19 protein-coding genes are annotated in these 18,627 nt (G+C 65.9%); 5 read left to right on the top strand and 14 right to left on the bottom strand.

Annotation, left to right across the window (positions count from 1 at the left end; all coding sequences use genetic code 11):
• Window positions 1-92 precede the first annotated feature (92 nt).
• On the bottom strand, window positions 93-2,465 hold the full coding sequence (ovoA, locus tag GPA25_RS15010; protein ID WP_246265736.1) for a 5-histidylcysteine sulfoxide synthase: 2,373 nt from the start codon (window positions 2,463-2,465) through the stop codon (window positions 93-95).
• A 260-nt stretch (window positions 2,466-2,725) separates the two neighbouring features.
• Here ovoA and GPA25_RS15005 point away from each other — a divergent pair, with 260 nt between their 5' ends.
• From GPA25_RS15005 to GPA25_RS14985, 5 genes are all read left to right on the top strand, one after another.
• The gene (locus GPA25_RS15005) at window positions 2,726-3,457 is read left to right on the top strand and encodes an SDR family NAD(P)-dependent oxidoreductase (RefSeq protein WP_169261221.1); all 732 of its coding nucleotides are present in this window, start codon (window positions 2,726-2,728) and stop codon (window positions 3,455-3,457) included.
• Between the two features lie 322 nt (window positions 3,458-3,779).
• Complete coding sequence (locus tag GPA25_RS15000) at window positions 3,780-4,823, top strand: chorismate transformation FkbO/Hyg5 family protein (protein ID WP_246265728.1); 1,044 nt, start codon at window positions 3,780-3,782, stop codon at window positions 4,821-4,823.
• On the top strand, window positions 4,820-5,686 hold the full coding sequence (locus GPA25_RS14995) for a MipA/OmpV family protein (RefSeq protein ID WP_211163138.1): 867 nt from the start codon (window positions 4,820-4,822) through the stop codon (window positions 5,684-5,686). Before GPA25_RS15000 ends, GPA25_RS14995 begins: the two co-directional genes overlap by 4 nt.
• Window positions 5,687-5,714: 28 nt before the next feature.
• On the top strand, window positions 5,715-6,494 hold the full coding sequence (locus GPA25_RS14990) for a lysophospholipid acyltransferase family protein (protein ID WP_343034946.1): 780 nt from the start codon (window positions 5,715-5,717) through the stop codon (window positions 6,492-6,494).
• Window positions 6,495-6,513: 19 nt separating this feature from the next.
• The gene (locus GPA25_RS14985) at window positions 6,514-7,332 is read left to right on the top strand and encodes a glycosyltransferase family 2 protein (RefSeq protein WP_169261219.1); all 819 of its coding nucleotides are present in this window, start codon (window positions 6,514-6,516) and stop codon (window positions 7,330-7,332) included.
• Here the strand turns inward: GPA25_RS14985 and fabG are convergent.
• The 13 genes from fabG to GPA25_RS14920 form a co-directional block, all read right to left on the bottom strand.
• Complete coding sequence (gene fabG, locus GPA25_RS14980; RefSeq protein WP_169261218.1) at window positions 7,313-8,032, bottom strand: 3-oxoacyl-ACP reductase FabG; 720 nt, start codon at window positions 8,030-8,032, stop codon at window positions 7,313-7,315. The genes GPA25_RS14985 and fabG overlap by 20 nt on opposite strands.
• Window positions 8,029-8,508: a hotdog family protein gene (locus GPA25_RS14975; RefSeq protein ID WP_169261217.1), complete on the bottom strand. Its 480-nt coding sequence runs from the start codon at window positions 8,506-8,508 to the stop codon at window positions 8,029-8,031. Before GPA25_RS14975 ends, fabG begins: the two co-directional genes overlap by 4 nt.
• Entirely contained in the window at window positions 8,505-9,302 is a 798-nt protein-coding gene (locus GPA25_RS14970) for a beta-ketoacyl synthase chain length factor (protein ID WP_169261216.1), read from the bottom strand. The genes GPA25_RS14975 and GPA25_RS14970 overlap by 4 nt, the downstream gene beginning before the upstream one ends.
• A 7-nt stretch (window positions 9,303-9,309) precedes the next feature.
• Entirely contained in the window at window positions 9,310-10,506 is a 1,197-nt protein-coding gene (locus tag GPA25_RS14965) for a beta-ketoacyl-ACP synthase (RefSeq protein ID WP_169261215.1), read from the bottom strand.
• A gap of 147 nt (window positions 10,507-10,653) precedes the next feature.
• Entirely contained in the window at window positions 10,654-10,902 is a 249-nt protein-coding gene (locus GPA25_RS14960; protein WP_169261214.1) for a hypothetical protein, read from the bottom strand.
• Window positions 10,899-11,699: a polysaccharide deacetylase family protein gene (locus GPA25_RS14955; protein ID WP_169261213.1), complete on the bottom strand. Its 801-nt coding sequence runs from the start codon at window positions 11,697-11,699 to the stop codon at window positions 10,899-10,901. Before GPA25_RS14955 ends, GPA25_RS14960 begins: the two co-directional genes overlap by 4 nt.
• Window positions 11,669-14,059, bottom strand: coding sequence for an MMPL family transporter (locus GPA25_RS14950; protein ID WP_169261212.1), 2,391 nt, complete (start codon window positions 14,057-14,059; stop codon window positions 11,669-11,671). The genes GPA25_RS14955 and GPA25_RS14950 overlap by 31 nt, the downstream gene beginning before the upstream one ends.
• A complete protein-coding gene (locus GPA25_RS14945; RefSeq protein ID WP_343034945.1) occupies window positions 14,056-14,658 on the bottom strand; it encodes an outer membrane lipoprotein carrier protein LolA in 603 nt (200 codons plus the stop codon). Before GPA25_RS14945 ends, GPA25_RS14950 begins: the two co-directional genes overlap by 4 nt.
• A gap of 17 nt (window positions 14,659-14,675) precedes the next feature.
• On the bottom strand, window positions 14,676-15,623 hold the full coding sequence (locus GPA25_RS14940; protein ID WP_246265726.1) for a lysophospholipid acyltransferase family protein: 948 nt from the start codon (window positions 15,621-15,623) through the stop codon (window positions 14,676-14,678).
• Complete coding sequence (locus GPA25_RS14935) at window positions 15,620-15,922, bottom strand: 3-hydroxyacyl-ACP dehydratase FabZ family protein (RefSeq protein WP_169261211.1); 303 nt, start codon at window positions 15,920-15,922, stop codon at window positions 15,620-15,622. Before GPA25_RS14935 ends, GPA25_RS14940 begins: the two co-directional genes overlap by 4 nt.
• A complete protein-coding gene (locus GPA25_RS14930; RefSeq protein ID WP_169261210.1) occupies window positions 15,919-17,271 on the bottom strand; it encodes an AMP-binding protein in 1,353 nt (450 codons plus the stop codon). The genes GPA25_RS14935 and GPA25_RS14930 overlap by 4 nt, the downstream gene beginning before the upstream one ends.
• Entirely contained in the window at window positions 17,268-17,948 is a 681-nt protein-coding gene (locus GPA25_RS14925; protein WP_169261209.1) for a COG4648 family protein, read from the bottom strand. Before GPA25_RS14925 ends, GPA25_RS14930 begins: the two co-directional genes overlap by 4 nt.
• Window positions 17,945-18,244, bottom strand: a complete 300-nt coding sequence (locus GPA25_RS14920; protein ID WP_169261208.1) for a phosphopantetheine-binding protein — start codon at window positions 18,242-18,244, stop codon at window positions 17,945-17,947. Before GPA25_RS14920 ends, GPA25_RS14925 begins: the two co-directional genes overlap by 4 nt.
• Window positions 18,245-18,627: the final 383 nt, after the last annotated feature.

The following is an 18,627-nucleotide window of genomic DNA, read 5'->3' as shown; positions in this document are numbered from 1 at the left end:
TGCCGGGGGAGTGACTGGGTGGGGTTGCAAGGGGGCTGGAGAAGTCGTTCGTTCGCCCATCGGAGGAAAAGGGGCCGGTCCGGTTCATCTGGTCAGCGCACCCGTTGCCAGAGCATCGCATGCGTCACGATGTACTGGTACTTGCGTGCATGCTCGCGGATCAGCAGCGGAAACTCGGCCTCGCGGCGCAGTTCGAAGCCCTCGGCCGTGAGCACAGTGCGCAGCGTCTGTGCACTGTGCACCGGTCCGTCGCGACCCTCGTAGCCGCCAAGCCAGGCGCCGCGCGGCGTGAACTGCTCAAGCCAAGTGTAGGGCGAAAAGATTGCCACGACACCGCCCGTGCGGACCAGCCCGCGCGGTCCGCCAAGCCTTCCGAGCAGCGACTTGGGGCTCGGCAGACGGCACAACAGGTTCGCCATCAGCACCGCATCGAAGTCCGCGAGTTCGGCCGGCAGCGAGCCGGCGTCTGCCTGGCGGAAGGACACGCGCTCGCGCGCGATGGCCGGGTCGACGCACGCCTGCACCACATGCCCCAGTTCGCCTTCGTCGCGGCAGAAATGTTTCAGCACGCCGTCGCGACGCAGGCTCTCCGCGGTGTCGATGAATGCGCGACTGAGATCGACCCCGAGCACTTCCTGGTATTGCCGCGCGAGTTCGAAACTGGCACGGCCGACGGCACAGCCGATGTCGATGGCACGCCCGGTCGATGCGCCGAACTCGCGTGCCCCGTCGATGAGCCAGCGCGCACAGCGCAAGGGAAATTCGCACGCGTCACGCGGACCCGCTGCATGGGGCATCTGCTCCTGCGCGCTGCCGTAATGCAGCAACAGGTAGTCGTCGACCACTTGTGCGCTCTCGTACACCTGCCCCGCATCCCCGGCGTTGTCGAGGCGAATTGCGCCGCCGTCGTGCGCGGCCTGGACAACGCGAAAGCCCGCGTGCTGGAAGAAATGCGGCCGGAAGTGGAAGCGTGACCAGACACTCGCCTCGTCCCCCGTCGAGATCCAGGAGCCGCCGACCATCATCTGGTGCTGGCCGTCGTAGCACGGGCTGCTGAAATCATCATAGTAGGGATGGACTTGAGCGCCGGGCAGGGGATTGAAGTGATCCTCTAGCCATTGCCAGACGTTGCCGAACACGTCATGGAAACCCTTCGACGTGTGGCGGCCCGCACGGACCGGGCCCGATGAGCCGCAGCCGAGGTTGATATTGAGGCCGCGTTCGCGCAGCAGGGTCGCACCGTCGGCGCACATCACCGGATCGTCGGCGACATTGGCAACGGGGTCGCGCAAGGAGTTGTGCTCGGCCTCGCTGGGCAGGCGGTAGGGCAGCCCATCGCGTTCGCCGAGCCAGTTGCAGTAAGCGCGCGCTTCATGCCAGTTGACCTCCGCCGGCCAGTCCCAGCGCATGTCAATGACCTCGAAAAGCGTGCGCAGATGATAGCGGTGTGATCCGGCCGGGCCGTCGGGCACCCAGAAGCTCGGCCATTTTACGTTGCGGAAATTTCGCCAGGCCCAGCCGGTAGGCGACCACCAACGCGACTCGCGATAGCCGCCGGCCGCCACGAACTGGTAGAACTCGCCATTGCTGACAAGATTGCGGCCGGCACGGAAGGGCTGGGTTTCAATCTGGCGTTTGCCGTATTCGTTGTCCCAGCCATAGGAGGGCCAGTCTGATGGCTTGCCAAGTTGCAGCCGGGCCGCGGCGACGGGTAGCAGCTCCATTTCCGGGTAGTCGATCCCCCCGCGGGGCGGAAAGTTCGCTTCCCTCGGTGTGTGAGCGTCAGGGTGCAGGCGGGGCCAGCCTTCAGGGCGCCGGACGTGCCGCACGGGCAGTTCGCGGATCAGCACCGACGAGGTCTCGAGGTGGATGCGCTCATGCTCGAAACCCATGAACAGGGCCCACAGCGGATGCGACGGGTCGATGGGGGCGTGGCCGTCGCGCAGGTCGGGGTGATTGGCGATGACGTCGCTGACCAGCGCGTAAACCGTCTTGCGGTAGGCGTAGGCCTCGTCGAAGGCGGGCCAGCGCATGGCGTTTTTCGACATGTCGTCCCAGCGCATTTCATCGACGCCCGTTTCGAAGATACGCTCGAAATACGCATTCAAAGGTGCGTCGATCAATCCGGCGACACGCAGCTTATTGACGTAAAGCGCGGGCGGATGACAATAGTAGAACAGCATCGGATGCCGAAGCTGGTGATACGGCGGACGGTAGAACGCCTCTTCACCCTGCAGGCCGGAAAAGAGCAGTTCGGTCAGGGTCCAGCCGTTGTCGAAATACGCGCGCACTTGGTCGCGGGTGCAATGCGCAAGATTCGGTAGCGGCAGCGAAGTCAGGGATCCCGCTGATGTCCAGCCCGGACAACGCGGCGGAGGAAGGCCGGTCCACCAGTCGGCCGTGCGATGTGGTCCAAGCTGTTCTTCCAATCGTCCGCTAAGGTTTTGCCGCCAAGCCTCGTCCATTACGTCACTCGTCATCGGGGGGTACCCTCGCTACGCATTCGCCATCAGGAAAGGAGGAAAGGGGCTGCGATAGCCTCCTGTGGCGCGAGCATACCCCCGTACTCGGTTGCGCGCTATTGGTCGGGCGAGTAGGGATTTTCCCGATTTGTCAGCCATGCGCCACGTGCAAGTCGTGCACCGGCGCAGGCGGCGGTCGTGATCTAAGCTACAGGCAGGAGCGGCCAACCCTGACCGTTCTGCCAGATGCGGAGGATGCAGGCATGGAACACCGAAAGCTGGCTGTCATCGTCGGAGCCGGGCCGGGCCTGGGGCGTGCGCTGGCCCGGCGGTTTGGCGCCGCGGAGATGAATGTGGCACTGGCGGCGCGCGATCTGGGGCGTCTCGAGAACCTGAGCGTCGAATGCGCAGGCATTGGCCGTGGCGCACGGGCTTACGCTTGCGACGCGAGTCGTGAGCCGGACGTCGAAGGGTTTTTTCGTCAGGTCCGCGCGGATTTCGGCGATCCGGATGTGGTGGTCTACAACGCTGGCGCGTTCGTTCCGCGCGGCATTCTCGAAACCACTGTGGAAGAATTCGAGCGCTGCTGGCGTGTCGGCTGTCTCGGCGGTTTTCTCGTCGGGCGGGCCGCTGCGCGAATCATGACCGAACGCATTGCGCAGGGTGGTCCGGGCGGCACCATTCTGTTTACCGGCGCGACCGCGAGCCTGCGCGGCAGCGCCGGTTTTCACAACCTTGCGGTGGGCAAGTTCGGCCTGCGGGCACTGGCGCAGAGCATGGCGCGCGAGTTGCAACCGAAGGGCATCCACGTCGCGCATGTAATCATCGATGGCCAGATCCGCCCATCCGCGGTGGTGGAACATACCGACGAGGCGCGGGGCGACGAACGACTTGATCCCGACGCGATAGCGGAGGCCTATTTCCAGCTGTATCGCCAACCGCGCAGCGCTTGGACGCAGGAGATGGATTTGCGGCCGTGGGTGGAGAAGTTCTGAGTCCCGACTGGCTGCGCTCGCGGGGCTCGGGTCGCGCCATTGCAACTTGCACAGCGGTATGTAACCATTCGCCCCTTCCCGAAGTTGGGTAATCTGACTAAGATTATGTTTTTTCAGGAAAAGTCTGTCTGGTTCGGAGGCTTTCGGCTTGCCGGGAAGCCCTTCATCGGGGAAGGTTTGGATATGCCGATCAGCCGCTTGTACAGCGGCTGAATCGTTTCGACAGGTCTTTGGCGACAGTACTTGTGTTGGCACGGCGTTTTTCGTGAGCGTCGGTGGATTGGCGACCGTTCGCCGGAATACGGAAAATCGTGGTGTGCTGATGAGTTTGGTTCGCGGGTTATCCTTGGGTTATCTGCCGCTGGCGATGCTGGAGCGGCAGCCTGAGCATTGGTGGGACGAGGTGCTCGGCGTCGCCGTGTTCGGTGAACGGCGTCCTGCCTCCTGGCCGCGATCTGTTCCGGTGGTGAATGTCGTGACCCCCGAACTGGCGGGACGTGGCGAGATCTGCGAGGTGTGGCGTGCGAAGGGGCGTTTGGTTGACGGCACGCATGGCCCGATCCGTTATCGCCGCAACGACTCGATGATCTTCGGCTGCGTCGAAATCGGTGAGGATGGCCGCTCCGGCGCGGGTGATGGCGATGCGACTTCGGGGTTGCACAAGGTGACCGATGCTGCGTACCGGCACTTGTTTGCACTGATTGACGAGATGGGCTATCCGGGACTTTTCCGCGCCTGGAACTACTTTCCCGAGATCAACGCGGAAGCTGATGGCAGCGAGCGGTACTGGCAGTTCAATGCCGGACGGCAGGATGCTTTCACCGGCAGCGGCCGCAGCACCAAGGGCAATGTGCCGGCGGCGTGTGCGCTGGGATCGGTTGCCGGCCCCTTTGTGCTGTACTTCCTTGCGCTGCGCGAGGCCCCGCTGGCGATCGAGAATCCGCGGCAGATTTGTGCCTATCACTATCCGCAGCGCTACGGCCCGCGCAGTCCGACCTTCGCGCGCGCGAACCTCGCACTCTCGCACGAGCCGCCGGTGCTGTTCGTGTCGGGAACCGCGAGCATCGTGGGGCACCAGACGCTCCATCCGGGCGACGTCGTTGCGCAGACGGCGGAATCGCTCCGCAACATCGAGGCGGTACTGTCCGAAGCGCGCCGGGTGGCGCCGCAAGCGGGACTGCAGCTTGAAGACCTCGCCTACAAGATTTATGTGCGCAATCCGGCGGATTTCGATGCCGTCCGCGCGACCTTCCGGCAGCATGTCGCGAGTGATGTGCCGGCGCTGTTCCTGCAGGCCGACGTGTGTCGCGCGGACCTGCTGGTCGAAATCGAGGCTTCCGGCGGGCACGCTTTGGAGATGGAATGATGAGTCAGTGCGGTTCGGCAATCCTCTCGCGACCAGGGTGGCTGACACCCCTGGTCGGAGCGCTTGCCCAGATCGTGACGGTGGGTGCGACGGCGGGCGAGAAACCATTGTGGGAACTCGGCGCGGGTGTCAGCGTGCTGCAGTTCCCGGCTTATCGCGGCTCGGACGAGAGCCGTCTGTTCGTGTTGCCGGTGCCCTATGTCGTGTATCGCGGCGAGTTCCTGAAGGCCGATCGCGAGGGGATTCGCGGCACCTTCTTCGACAGCGACCGCGTCGAACTCAGCCTTAGCCTCTCGGCGTCGCCGCCGGTCAGCAGCGACAAGGTAGACGTTCGCGAGGGCATGCCGGATCTCGAACCGACGGTCGAGGTCGGGCCATCTCTGGATGTGCGCCTGTGGCGCTCGTCCGACGAGCGCCTGCGCCTGCGGACGCGCTTGCCGCTGCGTGCCGGTTTCACGGTGGAGAACAGCCCGGAGTCGACCGGCTGGCAGTTCACGCCGCAGCTCAATCTCGACTGGCGCGACCCGGCGGGCATGAACGGATGGACGCTCGGTGTCGTGGCCGGCCCGGTGTTCGGCGATCGTCGGCAGCATCGCTATTTCTATGGTGTCGAAGGGGCGCAGGCAACCGCCACGCGTCCGGCCTATGACGTGCGCGGCGGTTATGCCGGGACGCAGGTGCTGGCCGCGCTGTGGAAACGTTTCCCCGGGTGGTGGCTCGGCGGCTTCGTGCGCTACGACAGCCTCGCCGGGGCGGTGTTCGACGACAGCCCGCTGGTGAAGTCGCGCGATTATTTCGCCGCCGGCGTAGCCGTCACCTGGGTGCTGGGCGAGTCCTCGCAGCGGGTCGAGGCTGATGACTGAGTCGGGGCACCATGCCCGACCGAGCCCCGTGCGTACGTTGCACGAGTACGTGCTGCTGTACCTCGGGCTCGGGTATCTGGGCACGATATGCCTGCTGTGGACACCGATTGCGATGCTGCTGCATCCGGTGCTGCCGTCGGGCGCGGGACGCAGGCTCGGGCGCCTCTTCATCAACCATGGCTTCAATGCGTATATCCGCTTCCTCACGCTGATCGGTGCGTGCCGTTTCGATCTGGCGGCGCTCGACAGCCTGCGCGGGCAGGGGCCGCTGATCCTCGCGCCGAATCATCCCTGTCTGCTCGACGCGGTGATGGTGATCTCGCGCCTGCCCGACGTCGTCTGCATCATGAAGGCCGGGCTGATGGACAACATCTTTCTCGGGGCCGGGGCGCGGCTGGCACGCTACATCCGCAACGATGCGCCGCTACGCATGGTAGGGCGCGCGACTGAAGACCTGGCCGCGGGCAGTTTTCTGCTGGTGTTTCCGGAAGGCACGCGTACGATACGTCTGCCGGTCAACCCTTTGATGAGCAGTGTCGGGCTGATCTCTCGGCGCGCCAAAGTGCCGATCCAGACAATTTTCATCGAGACGGCATCGCCTTACCTGTGCAAGGGCTGGCCGCTGTTCCGCAAGCCGGAGATGCCCGTGACCTACCGCGTACGGCTTGGCAAGCGCTTCGACCCGCCGGCCAGCGTGCAGCCTTTTATGGCAGAACTTGAACGCTATTTTGCTGCCGAATTGGCACACGCAGTCCTGCCCGATCTGCCGGTCGGGACCGATGGCGGCGCGTCGTCGCCCAACGCCTGAATCGAGTTTGATTGCAGTCATGACCTATCAACCGGCAACCCGCCCGACGCCGATCCCGACGCCGCGTACGATCGAGACGCCAACGGCGACGCATCTGGTGCTGATTCCGAGTTACAACCCGGGCGCCAAGGTGTTCGACACGGTCCGTGCGGCGCGGCATCAGTGGATGCCGGTGTGGGTGGTGGTCGATGGCAGCACTGACGGCACTGCGGACGGCCTGCGGGCATTGGCCGCGTGCGATCCCGGTCTGCGCGTCATCGTTCTTCCGCAGAACCGTGGCAAGGGTGCGGCGGTGCTGTACGGCATCGAACTGGCGGCGAAACAGGGCTTCACGCATGTCCTGACGATGGACTCCGATGGCCAGCATCCGGCCGAGCTGATTCCCGATTTCATGGCGGCATCGGCCGCACGACCGGATGCGATGATCCTCGGCATGCCGGTGTTCGACGCCAGCGCGCCAGCGCTGCGGGTGCGCGGGCGCAAGGTGTCGAACTGGTGGGCGAATCTCGAAACGCTGTGGATGGGTATCGGCGATTCGTTGTTCGGCTTCCGCGTCTACCCGATTGCGTCGCTGATCAAGGTGATGCGCGGACAGCGCTGGATGCGGCGCTTCGACTTCGACCCGGAGGCGGTGGTGCGCATGGGCTGGCTCGGCGTGCGGCCGGTTAATCTGCCGGCGCCGGTGAAGTATTTCCGCGCCGACGAGGGCGGCGTGTCGCATTTCAATTACGCGCGCGACAACCTGCTGCTGACGTGGATGCACACGCGCCTGTTCTTCGGTTTTCTCGTCCGCCTGCCGGTGCTGGTGATGCAGCGCTTCAGATCATCCCGCCGTTGATCGAGATCACCTGGCCGGTGATGTAAGCTGCCTGCGGTGACGCGAGGAAAGCCACCAGGTCGGCGACTTCGCCGGGCTGCCCGGCGCGCTTCATCGGCACCATGCGCGCGATCGCATCAGCGTCGAAAGTGCCTTCGCTCATCGCCGTGTCGATGATGCCGGGGGCAACCACATTCACGGTGATGCCGCGGCTGGCGAGTTCCTGCGCGAGCGACTTGCTGGCCGAATGCAGCGCACCCTTGGCGGCCGCGTAGTTCGTCTGGCCGCGGTTGCCGGTGATCGCGGCGACCGAGGAGATCGTGATGATGCGTCCCCAGCGGGTGCGGATCATCGGCATCGTCAGCGGCTGCGTGACGTTGAAAAAGCCGTTCAGCGACACGTCGATCACCCGCTGCCATTGTTCCGCGCGCATGCCGGGGAATACCGCGTCGTCGTGGATGCCGGCGTTGTTGACGAGGATCTGGATCGGCGTATCCGCAGTGATCGATTCGAGCGCGGTAGCGGTTGCGATGGCATCGGTGACGTCGAAGGCGACCGCTGTGGCACTGCCGCCGGCTGCCCGGATTTCGTCCGCAACGGCTTCAGCCTTTGCGAGATGCCGGTTGGCGTGGATGAAGACGTGATGGCCGTCGCTGGCCAGGCGGCGGCAGATCGCGGCGCCGATGCCGCCGCTGCCGCCGGTGACGAGTGCGCGTTTCAAACGGGACTCCTGGTAGGGCCACCTGCGAGTGCGGCGGCATCGAGGATCACCGCTGCGCGGCCCGAGACGAGTGTTCTGCCCGCGGCGGCGACGGTGAAGGTGTAGAGGATCTGGTTGTCGTTGCCGGTGAGTCGTTCGGCCTGCACATCGAGCGGTTCGGCGATCGTGTCGAGACGCTCGACGGCGATCTCGACGCTGCGTACGCTGGCGAGGTAGCCGGCACGCGGGGTGTCGCCCGGGCGGGCGAGCAGGGCACCATGCACCGCCATTGCCTGTGCCGCGTATTCGATCGCGCTGGCGGCCGGCAGCCCCCAGGCTTCGCGCAGCGGGTTGCCGGCGTCGCGATGGCTGCTTGCATGGCAGCGGATCGATTCGCTGTTCCACTCGTCGACGCCGGCGAGCAGACACATGTTGCCCTGGTGCGGAATGCGTGCGGCAATTTCAGCGTGGTCGAGCCTTGCGGGCTGGTCGCTCATGCGGTGAAGTCCACGGCAATTCGGGTGTGATCGAGATAGTCGAGCACGACGCGGTCCGATTTTCGCTGCGCGATGGCGGCGAGCAGCGGCAGGCTGCGTGCTGCGGGAATGGAGTGGCGTAGGCGTTCGAGTGCCGCGTCGGCTAGCGTGTCGGCACTATCCCGCGTGAGCTGTGCCGAAATCCGGCCGATGGGCTTGTCTCCCGATTCGGGGCTCAGCAGCAGCGCGACGCCGAAAGCGTCGGGGATCGGGCGTGCTGCGCGCAGCGGTTCGGGGTAATCGGCGTCGTACGCGATCAGCAGGCAGGGCGTTCGTTCGACGGCGACGTGCACCAGGGCTTCGAGCAGGCCCGCGGCAAAACTGCCGTCGAACGCACATAACACGCCGGCGGGGGCGGTCGCGCCGGTGGCGATGCTCCAGTAGCCTGCGGCAGCGTTATGCACCGAATTGTGAAAGCGCGTCGGCGAGATCTGCCGGTCGTCGGAGGCGAGGGTCTCGCAGATCTGGTGGCAGTTCACTCCGTCGCCCCCCGAGGAACTGAAGACGGTGGCGAGCTGCGTGGCGTCCACGCCGGCAGCCGCGACCGCCTCCAGTCCGACAGTCAGTGCGAGCTTGACGACGCGCACGGCCCGGCGGCGTTCGGCCGGGGGCAGCAGATCGGGGGCGGTAAGGACGGTCTTTTCCGGCGTCCAGGTGGCGTCACCGGCGAGGATCGCCGCGCAGTGCGGCCAGTCGGGCAGGCCGGGGCCGAGCAGGCCGATGCTGTGCAGCCAGGCGGAAGGAGGTGAGGACATGTCGGGATTACCCTGGGCGGCCGAGGATCAGGCTGCAATTGGTGCCGCCGAATCCGAATGAATTGCTAAGTACCCGGCGTACCGGCTGCCTGCGAGTGGCGAGCAGATAGTCGAGCCCAGGTTCCGGGTCGCGCGTGCCTGCGCCTGCGGGCAGGAAGCCGTCGCGCAGGGCCAGTGCCGCGATGACGGCCTCGACGCCACCGGCGGCGCCGAGCGTGTGGCCGGTGGCACCCTTGGTCGAACAGCACGGTGTCCTCGCGCCGAAGAGTCCGCTGACCGCCTTGCCCTCGGCGTCGTCATTGTTCGGCGTGGCCGTGCCGTGCAGATTGATGTAGTCGATATCGCCGGTGCCCAGACCGGCACTGGCGAGTGCCGCCTCCATCGCCGCGCGTGCGCCGCGGCCCTCGGGATGCGGGGACGACATGTGATAGGCATCGCTCGATTCGCCGACACCGAGCAGCAGGATGGCGCCATTGTCCAAGGCTTGGGGCGTGTCCGGCGTGCGCTCGAGCAGCGCAAATGCCGCCCCCTCGCCAATCGAGATCCCGTCACGCGCGCGGTCGAAGGGGCGGCAGGCCTGCGACGAGGTGAGTTCGAGCGAGTTGAAACCGTACAGTGTCGTCAGGCACAGGGAGTCCACGCCGCCAACCAGCGCGGCGTCGATGAGCCCGGCTTCGATCATCCGGGCAGCTGAGGCAAATACCTTGGCGCTTGACGAGCAGGCGGAGGAAACGACGGCGGCAGGACCGGTGAGCCCGAACCAGGCTTGCACGAAGGCGGCCACCGAGTAGGTATTGTGGGTGCCTGCGTAGTGGAATTCGCCAGGCAGGGCACCCGTCACCGGGTCGCGCCGCCGATAGGCCAGTTCGGTTTCGAGAATGCCCGACGTGCTGGTGCCGAGGAATACGCCGATGCGGTCCTTGCCAAGGCGTTCCGCGGTATCGCGCACCGCGTCGGCGAAGCCGTCCTGCGTAAGTCCGATCTGTGCGAGGCGATTGTTGCGGCAGTTAAAGTCACCCAGGCGCGCGGGCAGCGCCTCGTCATCGCATCCCTCGACCTCGCCGATCCAGGTGTTCAGCTCGACGGTCTCGAAATCACAGGGCTTCAGGCCAGACCGACCAGCGAGCATGGCCTCTCGTAGCGGCCCCAGCCCCCTGCCGAGGCAGGTTGTGGCGGTGTAGCGGGAGATCAGGAGCGGGGTCACAGAGCCTCGGAAACTCATGAAAGAACGGCATTTTAGCAAATTGCATCAATCGGCCGTGTCTGGTCTGTGTCAGGGGGATCGGCGTGTGCCGGACGTCCCGAAAAGGCACAGTGGTGCGGCCTCAATTTGACCGCTTTGTCGTTGGCGTCAATCGCGCACCTGCGCGAGCAGCATCACGTTCGCAAAGGGCTTGTCGCCGTTCATCGGGTGGCTGTCGACCGAAAATCCAAGACCTTCGAGCAGGGTAATCCACTCCACCAGCGGCCGGCCATGGATTCGCGGCATGCGCTGGCCGCGGACGATGCAGACCGCGAGGTCGACCGACGCCGAGAGGCGGAACCTTGGCCCGCGCGCCGCCGCACTGGAGGCCAGGGTGCGCAAGAATGGATCGCTCATCGGATCGCAGACTGCAGGGTGACAGGTTTCAGGCCCGCATCGGCGCAGTGCGCGAGCAGGCGCGGCAAGGTTTCGAGGATGACTGCGGTGCCTCGCGGGGTGCGTGCCGCGTTGCCGTCATGCAGCAGCAGGATGTCGCCGCCGGCCAGCCCGCGCAACAGCCGGTCGCCCACTGCCTGCGCGTTGCCGTTGCGTGTGTCGTAAGCGCGGCGGGACCAGGCGGCGAGCTGTAGGTCCAGTCGTGCCAGCACAGGTTCGAGGAAGGGAGTGCGCAGTCCGGCGGGCGCGCGGAAGAAGCGCGGTGTCGCGCCGCAGACCTCGGCGATCGTGTCCTGCGCGGCGCGGACTTCGTGGGCAAGCCAGCGCGGGCCGTGCAACGAGAAGGTTTTCAGGTGATGTTCGCTGTGGTTCTCGACCGTGTGGCCGCGCGCGATGATTTCGCGGCTCAGCGCCGGGTGTTGGCGCACAAGGCGACCGATGACGAAGAAAGTCGCTTGCACACCGTGCCGGTCGAGCAGGTCGAGTACCCGTGGCGTGACCTCCGGATCGGGGCCGTCGTCAATGGTCAGTGCGATCTCGCCGCGCGCAGCGGCGTCGGCCGGCAGGTGTGTCCAGTTCGGACCCAGCAGGCGGCTGCGCGGCCACAAGCCGGCCGCGGTAAGGAGGCCGTGGTTGGCGACAAGGGCGCCCGCTGCCCACGGCCAGGCCTCCGGGCGCAACAGCAGGCCGGCTGCTGCAGTGGCATGCAGTGCGGCGGAGAGCCGGATCAGCGGAGTGGGTTGCCAGCGGCGGGGCATGAGGGCCGTGCGAGGGTAGCGGCGAAAAGCAGGGCGAGGATCGCGCCGGGTCCGACCGTGCCGCCGATCGCCTGCAGCACGGGAACCGACGAGAACGCCAGCACGCCGAAGCCGGTGACCGTCGTCAGGTTGGCGAACAGCATCGAGGCCAGCGTACGCGGTGCGGGGCCGTCGGCGCCGTTGTCCTGATCGAAGAACAGCGCATAGTTGGATCCTACCGCGACAATCAGCAGCAGACCGACCAGATGCAGGATCGTCAGCGCCACGCCGGCAAGGACGAGGCCGGCGACGACTACCAGTACTGCTGCAGCGAGCGGCATCAGGACTCGCAGGACGCGCCGCGGCGAGCGCAGCGTGAAGGCCAGCAAGACGACGATGGCGGCGACGCCGGCCAGCGACAGCAGCACTGCCTCGCGCAGATAGCCGCCGTAGAGCGCGTCGGATTCGCCCTTCATGTCGATGAACAGCGCCTCGGTGCCGGTGACCTGGGCCAGTGCTGCTCGCACCTGTGCGGCATCGACTTCATGCGCGTGCGGGCCCGTTACCGGAGCACGTAGCGGGAGCAGGGCGGTCCAGTGATCGCCCTGCCGGATCAACAGCGAATCCACTGCCATCGCGAAACTGGTGCCGTCTAGGTCGGCTCGCGTCAGGGGCGCGCGTTCGCGGGCGGTGGCGACGTCGGCGAGGAAGGGGGCCAGGCGCTCGGCTGGCAGGGGGAGGTCGGCCGTGGCAGTGCGCAGGCGGTTCGCGAGCTCAACCCCTTCCGGCAGACTTGCCCGACGTGCGAGTTGACGGGACTGCGAGGGCAGATAGTGGGCGGCACTCTCGAAGCCGCCGATGGCCCCCGTGTCGACCAGGGGCTGCAGATGTTCGCCGACGGTTTCGGCTGCCCGCAGCGCGGCTTCGGGATCGGCGCCGCGCACCACGATCATGTAGCGCACGTCGGGCGCCCCGAGATCACTGCGCAACGCGAGATCGAGCGCCTGATCGGCGGCGGATACCGGGCTCAGCGCCGAGAGTTCGTGGTTCCACACGCGGTCGCGATTCACATGGATGACACCGGCGGCGAGCACGGCGAGTGCGAGCAGACCCCAGCGTAGTCGATGCGCCACGGCAACGAAGCCTTGCAGCCGCACACCGAACGGGCTGACATCGCGGACAGCGAAACCGGCAGGCAGCAGGTGCGGCAGGATAAAGCGCGTCGTCAGCGCCGCGGCCGTCAGGCCGGCGATGGAATACAGACCGAGTTGCGCAAGGCCGGGAAAGCCCGCAAAAATCAGGGCCGCGAAGCCGCAGATCGAAGTCAGCACGCCGAGCCAGATGGTGGCCCAGAAGGCGCGCTGCTTTCCTGGATCGCCCGCCGCTTGATCGTTCGTATCGCCCGATTGCACGAAGAGATAGATGGCGTAATCGACCGCTTCGCCGATCAGTGTGGTGCCGAAACCCAGCGTGATGCCGTGCACCATGCCGAAACCGAGACTGACCGCGACAACACCGGCGAGTTCGCCGGACACCACCGGCAGCAAACCGAGCATCAGCGCGACGGGCGAGCGGTAGATGAACAGCAGCAGCGCAACGATCAGCGCCGTCGAAATCAACACCAGGCGCAGCACCTCGTCCTTGATCGTGGCGCGCGACGCGACCGCGAACACACCCGGGCCGGAAATCAACAGTTTCACTTCCGCGGCGGACGCCTGACTATTGGCGACGGCGGCGGCGAAGGCTCCGCGCAGGTTGGCGATGGCGGCTTGCTGGTTGTCGAGGTCGGAGCCCGCGGCGCGCGTTTGTGCCAGCAACAATGCGCGTTGTCCGTCGCGCGACGCCCACACGCCCTCGGACATTGCCGGCCGGTTGCCGCCATCGAGGCGTTCGAGCAACTGCATCATCTCGCCCGTCGGGTCGCGCGGCAACAGCGATTTGGTCAGCATGCCGATCGGTGACGCGAGCAGGTCGATGGATTCGCCGATCGCTGTCTGCAGACCGTCCGCGGTGAAGCGCTCGGGGGTGACCGCGGGACTCAGCAGGTAGCGGTGCTGGAACAGCAGCACCTGATCACGTTCGCGGTGGATCGGCTCACCATTGGCGACTACACCGAAGGCGGGATCCGCGCGTAAGGTGTGCGCCACGCTGCGGGAAACTTCCGCACGCGTTTTCGCGTCGCCACCTTCGATGCCGACCAGCAGCAGGCGCGACACCATGCCGTCGCGCAACTGATCGACCAGCACCTGTTGCTCCGCAGTGGGCGATGCGGGCAGGAAGGCGGAAAGGTCGGTGGTGAAGCGCGTCTGGCTGATGATGCCGATGCAAGCCGCGACGAAGGCGAGCCAGACCAGCAGTGCCGGCACGAAACGTCGTGTCACCGCGTCGCGCCCATCGCAAGGATCTCCATGACCGAACGGTCGCCGTCGGCTTGCAGGATCTCGATCTGGCGCAATTGACCACGTGTCCCCGCAATGCTGATCTTGAGCACCACTTCAGCCATGCGGGGGTCGCGCGGCAGCAGCGTCAGCGTCCAACGTTCTGCGCTGCCGGACAGATGCAGTCCGTAGGTGCGTTCGAGTGTCGCGCGGTCGCCGGCAAGCGTGGCGCGGATGCTGTCGATGAAGGCCGCGACCTCGCCGTAGTCCGACAGGCGCAGCACCAGTTGCTTCTTGCCGCGCGTCACCGTCAGCGTGTTGCCTTCGAGTACCAGCGACTCGGGGCGCGGTTTCAGGGTGATCTTCTCCAGCCGGTCCGGGGCGCGAAAGCGCAATTCGCCCGAGGATTCCACCGGCTGGTCGAGGACCGCGAGATACTTGCGCTCGGAAAACGTCGCCTGTCCACTGCTCTGCTTGCCCAGTGTCTGCATCAGGCGCTCGAGGCTCCAATCCTCGGCAGCGGCAGTGAATCCGCCGTGCAGCAGTCCCGCGGCCGCGAGCAGGGCGATCGACAACAGGCGGAAAACTCCGGCGTTCGGCACAGACGGCTCCCGAAGGCTCAGCGCACGTCGCGTTGCCGCGCGCCTTGCCAGAAATCGAAAAAATTGAACCAGTTGAAAGGCGCTTGGCGCGCGTAATGCGCCAGCCGCGCAGCGTAGCGCTCGACGGCCTCGCGCTGGACCTGGCCTCGGTTTTCACGTGACACGCCGGAAAAATCCGCCAGTGGTTCGAAGTGGATGTCGTAGCGATTGCCACCCCGGTACAGTCCGACCATCAGGATCACCGGCCGCTTCAACATCGCCGCCATGCGCCAGGGACCGAGCGGAAAATTCGCCGGCTGACCGAGAAACTCCACCGGCTGGGCGGCATCCTGACCAAGGCTGCGGTCACCGAGCATGCCGACCAGCGAACCGTCCTCGAGCCGTTCCTTGACCTTCAGCATCGAGTCGATCCGGCCGAGCGGGATGATGTCCTGGAGTGCCGCGGGGTTGATCGCGGCGAGGGTCTCGTTGATCTTGCGTGCGTTGTCCTCGTACATCACCATCGCCACGCGCATCCCGGGCTGCTGGCGGCCGACTGCGCGCATGACCTCGAAACTGCCCATGTGCGCGCCCATCAGGAACACCCCTTCACCGCGTGCGACGCAGTCCTGGATAAGCTCGCCGCCATGCACTCGGAGATCGAAAAGATCGAAACGCTCGTTGATCAGATACACGCGGTCGTGGATCGTCGCAGCGAAGGTGAAGAAATGGCGAAACAGCTCGCGCCATGCTGGCGGACGGCCGAGCACGCGCGTCAGCCAGTCGCGCGAGGCACGGCGCGCGGGCGGCGCGAACAGCAGGAAATAGGCCGCGATCAGCCACAGCACGACGCGCCCGGCGGGCCGTCCGAGGCGCAGCGAAATCCATGTCATCAGGCGCAGCGTCGCCTGATTGCTGCGTTCCGGCCGCGTTGCCCACTCGGCGCCGGCGGTTCGCGGAGCCTTGGCTGCGGGCGTTTCGCTCATGGCGCGCCAACCCGCAAGGTGCCCGAGGCAACGGTGTCGTCACCGGCGAAAATGTCGAAACGCCAGCTCTCGCCGGACTGCAGCGTGTGCCGGATGCGCAGCACCGTTCCGGGCTTTACCGGGCGCAGGAATTTCGCCGACCCGATATTGCACGGCGGGACCGCCCGTTCGAGCGCCGCGCCCAGCGTCTGCATGGCCCAGCCCAGCAACACCACGCCCGGCAGGATCGGCTGGCCGGGAAAATGACCGGCCAAGGCCGGGTGATCTGGCGCTACGGTAAATGTGGTTTCGTGAATCATGCCGATCCGCCACCCAGCTGCCGACGCAGCTCCTCGAGCGCCGCGCGCGGCAGCTTGCCGGTCGCATTGCGCGGCAGAGCGTCGGCGAACAATAGCGGGCGCGGCAGGAACAGGGGATCGACGCGCGCGCGCAGCGCCCGCATCAGCGCGGCATGATCCAGCCCGGGCGCCACGACCACCGCCACGAGCCGGGTCACGCTGTCGGCCTGTTCGTCGTCGGGCATGAAGAAGCTGCCGTCGAGCACGCCGGGAATCGCATTGAGCTGATGATTGAGATAGCCGAGCGAACTGCGCTTGCCCGCGATGTTTACCAGATCGGCCGAGCGCCCATGCAGCAGGAAGCGGTCATCCTGCGTCGGTTCGATGATGTCGCTGAGCATCGTGCGCTGTTCGACATGTCCACCATGCGCCCACACCTCTCCATCCTCGACGCTCAGGCATACGTCGCGGAACAGCTGCCATTCCGCGGTCTGCGCGGTGCGGCGGGTCGCCGTCTGGCCGGTCTCGGTACACCCGTAGATTTCCATTAGCGGACACTGCATGCGCGCTTCGGTCTCGACCGCAAGATTGCCCGACAGCGGCGCAGTGGCCGATACGACGAGGTCGGCGGCTGGCAGCGCGAGGTCCGCCGCGAGCAGTGCGCGGATGTGGAAGGGCGTCGATACGAGCACGCGCCGCCGTGGCAGGGCAGCGAGTGCCGCCGCGATATCCGCCGGGTAAAATGGTCGTCCGGCCCACATCGCACCGCCACCCTGCAAGGCCAGCAACACCGTCGATTCGAAACCGTACATGTGCTGCGGTGGAACGGTGCCGACCAGCGTGAACGGGTCGCTTGCGTGCAGCCCCAGTCGGTCGGCCTCCGCGGCGACGTTGCGCACCAGTGCTCCCCACGTCTTGCGGTGCGGCACCGGGCTGCCGGTGGAGCCGGACGTGAACACGTAGGCGACCAGTTGGTCGGCGTCGATCAACGGAACTTCACCCGCATGTTCGGCGGGCGGAAGCTCGGGGAAGTGGCACTGCGGGAGGTCGATGTCGCACGGTTGCGAGTCCGTCAGACAGAACGCGTCGGGCGCGAACGCGACAAGCTGTCGAACCGTTTCCGGCGTGTGTGTAGACGGCAGCAGACTAACTTTGCCACTGACCAGGCTCGCCGCCAGCCCTACGGTAAAGCGATAGCGATCGGCGCACACATTCAACACATGAGCACCGGCCGGCAACAGACGGACAAGCCGATATACGTCGGCGAGAAATTGTCCGACAGTAATGGGACATCCCTCGCGCCAGGCGACGGTGGCGGTCAGCGTGCGATGGGTCAGCAGCGGCAGCGCTGCGGAAGTGTGGGGGGTCATTGATCGTACGGCGTCGGCGAATGGGGGGGCGTGACCGACGCGGCCGGCGCCGAATGCCGGTACGCACGGATCGCGTCAAGGATGCTGCTGCGGTCCTCCGGCAGCAGCCACAGCCGCACTGCGTATTCGGCGGCAAACATCAGTGCGACCAGCGGCAGCGTGAGCAGATTGGCAAACGTCGACCATGCGGTAAGGGAGCCGAACGCGAACAGCAGCACGGAAATCGTCACCATCAGCGCAAAGAACACGGCCCACGCCAGCGTCACATGGCGGGTATAGCGAACAAGCGCAGGGCTGAGCTCACGATGGATGACGGCAGCAATCTGCGTGCACATCGGCTGTCGTGTGCCGAGCAGCGTGCGGCCAAAGCCAATGCACAATAAAGTGTTCGTCGCGACGTGCTGGACGAAATACAGCCACCCAACGTTACGTGCGAGCGTCGGCCACATCGCAATGAGTGCCAGCGTCGCCAGCGCCAGCAGCCCGAGCATCAGCGGGCGCCGCGGCGAACGCCACGCGAAGGCCCCGGCCACGGCGACGAACGGCGCCATTGCCAGCACCGCGCCCCAGTGCGAGGAGTCGACCAGCGCGCTGGTGTAATGTGCCGCCACCGCCCAGGCTACGACTGCAATGGCGATGGCCAGTCCGCGTCCGGCCTGCGCCAGATCCAGTTTCATGCCGTGCGGTGGGCGGCGATGTACTCGGTCAGGCTGCGCAGCGAGCGGAAGATCTTGACGTTGTCCTCGTTGTCGGCGCGCAGCTGGAAGCCGTAGCGTTTCGACACCACCAGCGCGACTTCGAGGATGTCGATCGAATCCAGCCCGAGTCCTTCGCCGAACAGCGAGTCGTCAGCCGGGATCGATTCCGGGGCAAGGTCCAGATTCAGGGCTTCGACGATGATTGCTGCAACTTCCAGGCGGAGCGCGTCGAGCGTGTCGGCAGCGGGGGATGGGGTAGGAGCGCGGTCTGTCATGGATCACTGTAATCGATTCAGTGCCTGCGCGATGAAACACCCGCGCAGACACGATTGGGGGGCCGTAGCTTACGGCAGGCAACTCGCCTGCTCGAGGCAAATGGGGGTGGTCGAGACCTTGTCGCCCTGTGCAATTCCTTCCGTACGATCCGCGAGGATCACTTCGGTAAGGCAAGGCCGCGGAAACCCGTCATTTTATCCAAAAAGCCGTCGCCTCGCACGTGCGGCCCATGGCCCGCGCCGCAGAGTTCATTGCCCTGGCGACCCTCGATCCCCGGCGCCACGCAGCGTGGGGCGCGCGGACGACTACGCTCGATTATCATGAAGGAACGGGCGCGCGCGGGCACGCAGCGTTGCAACCCGTAACAGACCCCATTTCCTGA

The organism is Aromatoleum diolicum (genome assembly GCF_012910955.1).
GTDB lineage: Bacteria > Pseudomonadota > Gammaproteobacteria > Burkholderiales > Rhodocyclaceae > Aromatoleum > Aromatoleum diolicum.
This window is presented reverse-complemented; position numbering and strand designations above follow the sequence as displayed.

Bases quoted from the DNA above. Each gene is read 5' to 3' on its own strand.
- ovoA (WP_246265736.1), bottom strand. From the start codon at position 2,465: ATGGACGAGGCTTGGCGGCAAAACCTTAGCGGACGATTGGAAGAACAG.
- GPA25_RS15005 (WP_169261221.1), top strand. From the start codon at position 2,726: ATGGAACACCGAAAGCTGGCTGTCATCGTCGGAGCCGGGCCGGGCCTG.
- GPA25_RS15000 (WP_246265728.1), top strand. From the start codon at position 3,780: ATGAGTTTGGTTCGCGGGTTATCCTTGGGTTATCTGCCGCTGGCGATG.
- GPA25_RS14995 (WP_211163138.1), top strand. From the start codon at position 4,820: ATGATGAGTCAGTGCGGTTCGGCAATCCTCTCGCGACCAGGGTGGCTG.
- GPA25_RS14985 (WP_169261219.1), top strand. From the start codon at position 6,514: ATGACCTATCAACCGGCAACCCGCCCGACGCCGATCCCGACGCCGCGT.
- GPA25_RS14975 (WP_169261217.1), bottom strand. From the start codon at position 8,508: ATGAGCGACCAGCCCGCAAGGCTCGACCACGCTGAAATTGCCGCACGC.
- GPA25_RS14970 (WP_169261216.1), bottom strand. From the start codon at position 9,302: ATGTCCTCACCTCCTTCCGCCTGGCTGCACAGCATCGGCCTGCTCGGC.
- GPA25_RS14960 (WP_169261214.1), bottom strand. From the start codon at position 10,902: ATGAGCGATCCATTCTTGCGCACCCTGGCCTCCAGTGCGGCGGCGCGC.
- GPA25_RS14955 (WP_169261213.1), bottom strand. From the start codon at position 11,699: ATGCCCCGCCGCTGGCAACCCACTCCGCTGATCCGGCTCTCCGCCGCA.
- GPA25_RS14940 (WP_246265726.1), bottom strand. From the start codon at position 15,623: ATGAGCGAAACGCCCGCAGCCAAGGCTCCGCGAACCGCCGGCGCCGAG.
- GPA25_RS14935 (WP_169261211.1), bottom strand. From the start codon at position 15,922: ATGATTCACGAAACCACATTTACCGTAGCGCCAGATCACCCGGCCTTG.
- GPA25_RS14930 (WP_169261210.1), bottom strand. From the start codon at position 17,271: ATGACCCCCCACACTTCCGCAGCGCTGCCGCTGCTGACCCATCGCACG.
- GPA25_RS14925 (WP_169261209.1), bottom strand. From the start codon at position 17,948: ATGAAACTGGATCTGGCGCAGGCCGGACGCGGACTGGCCATCGCCATT.
- GPA25_RS14920 (WP_169261208.1), bottom strand. From the start codon at position 18,244: ATGACAGACCGCGCTCCTACCCCATCCCCCGCTGCCGACACGCTCGAC.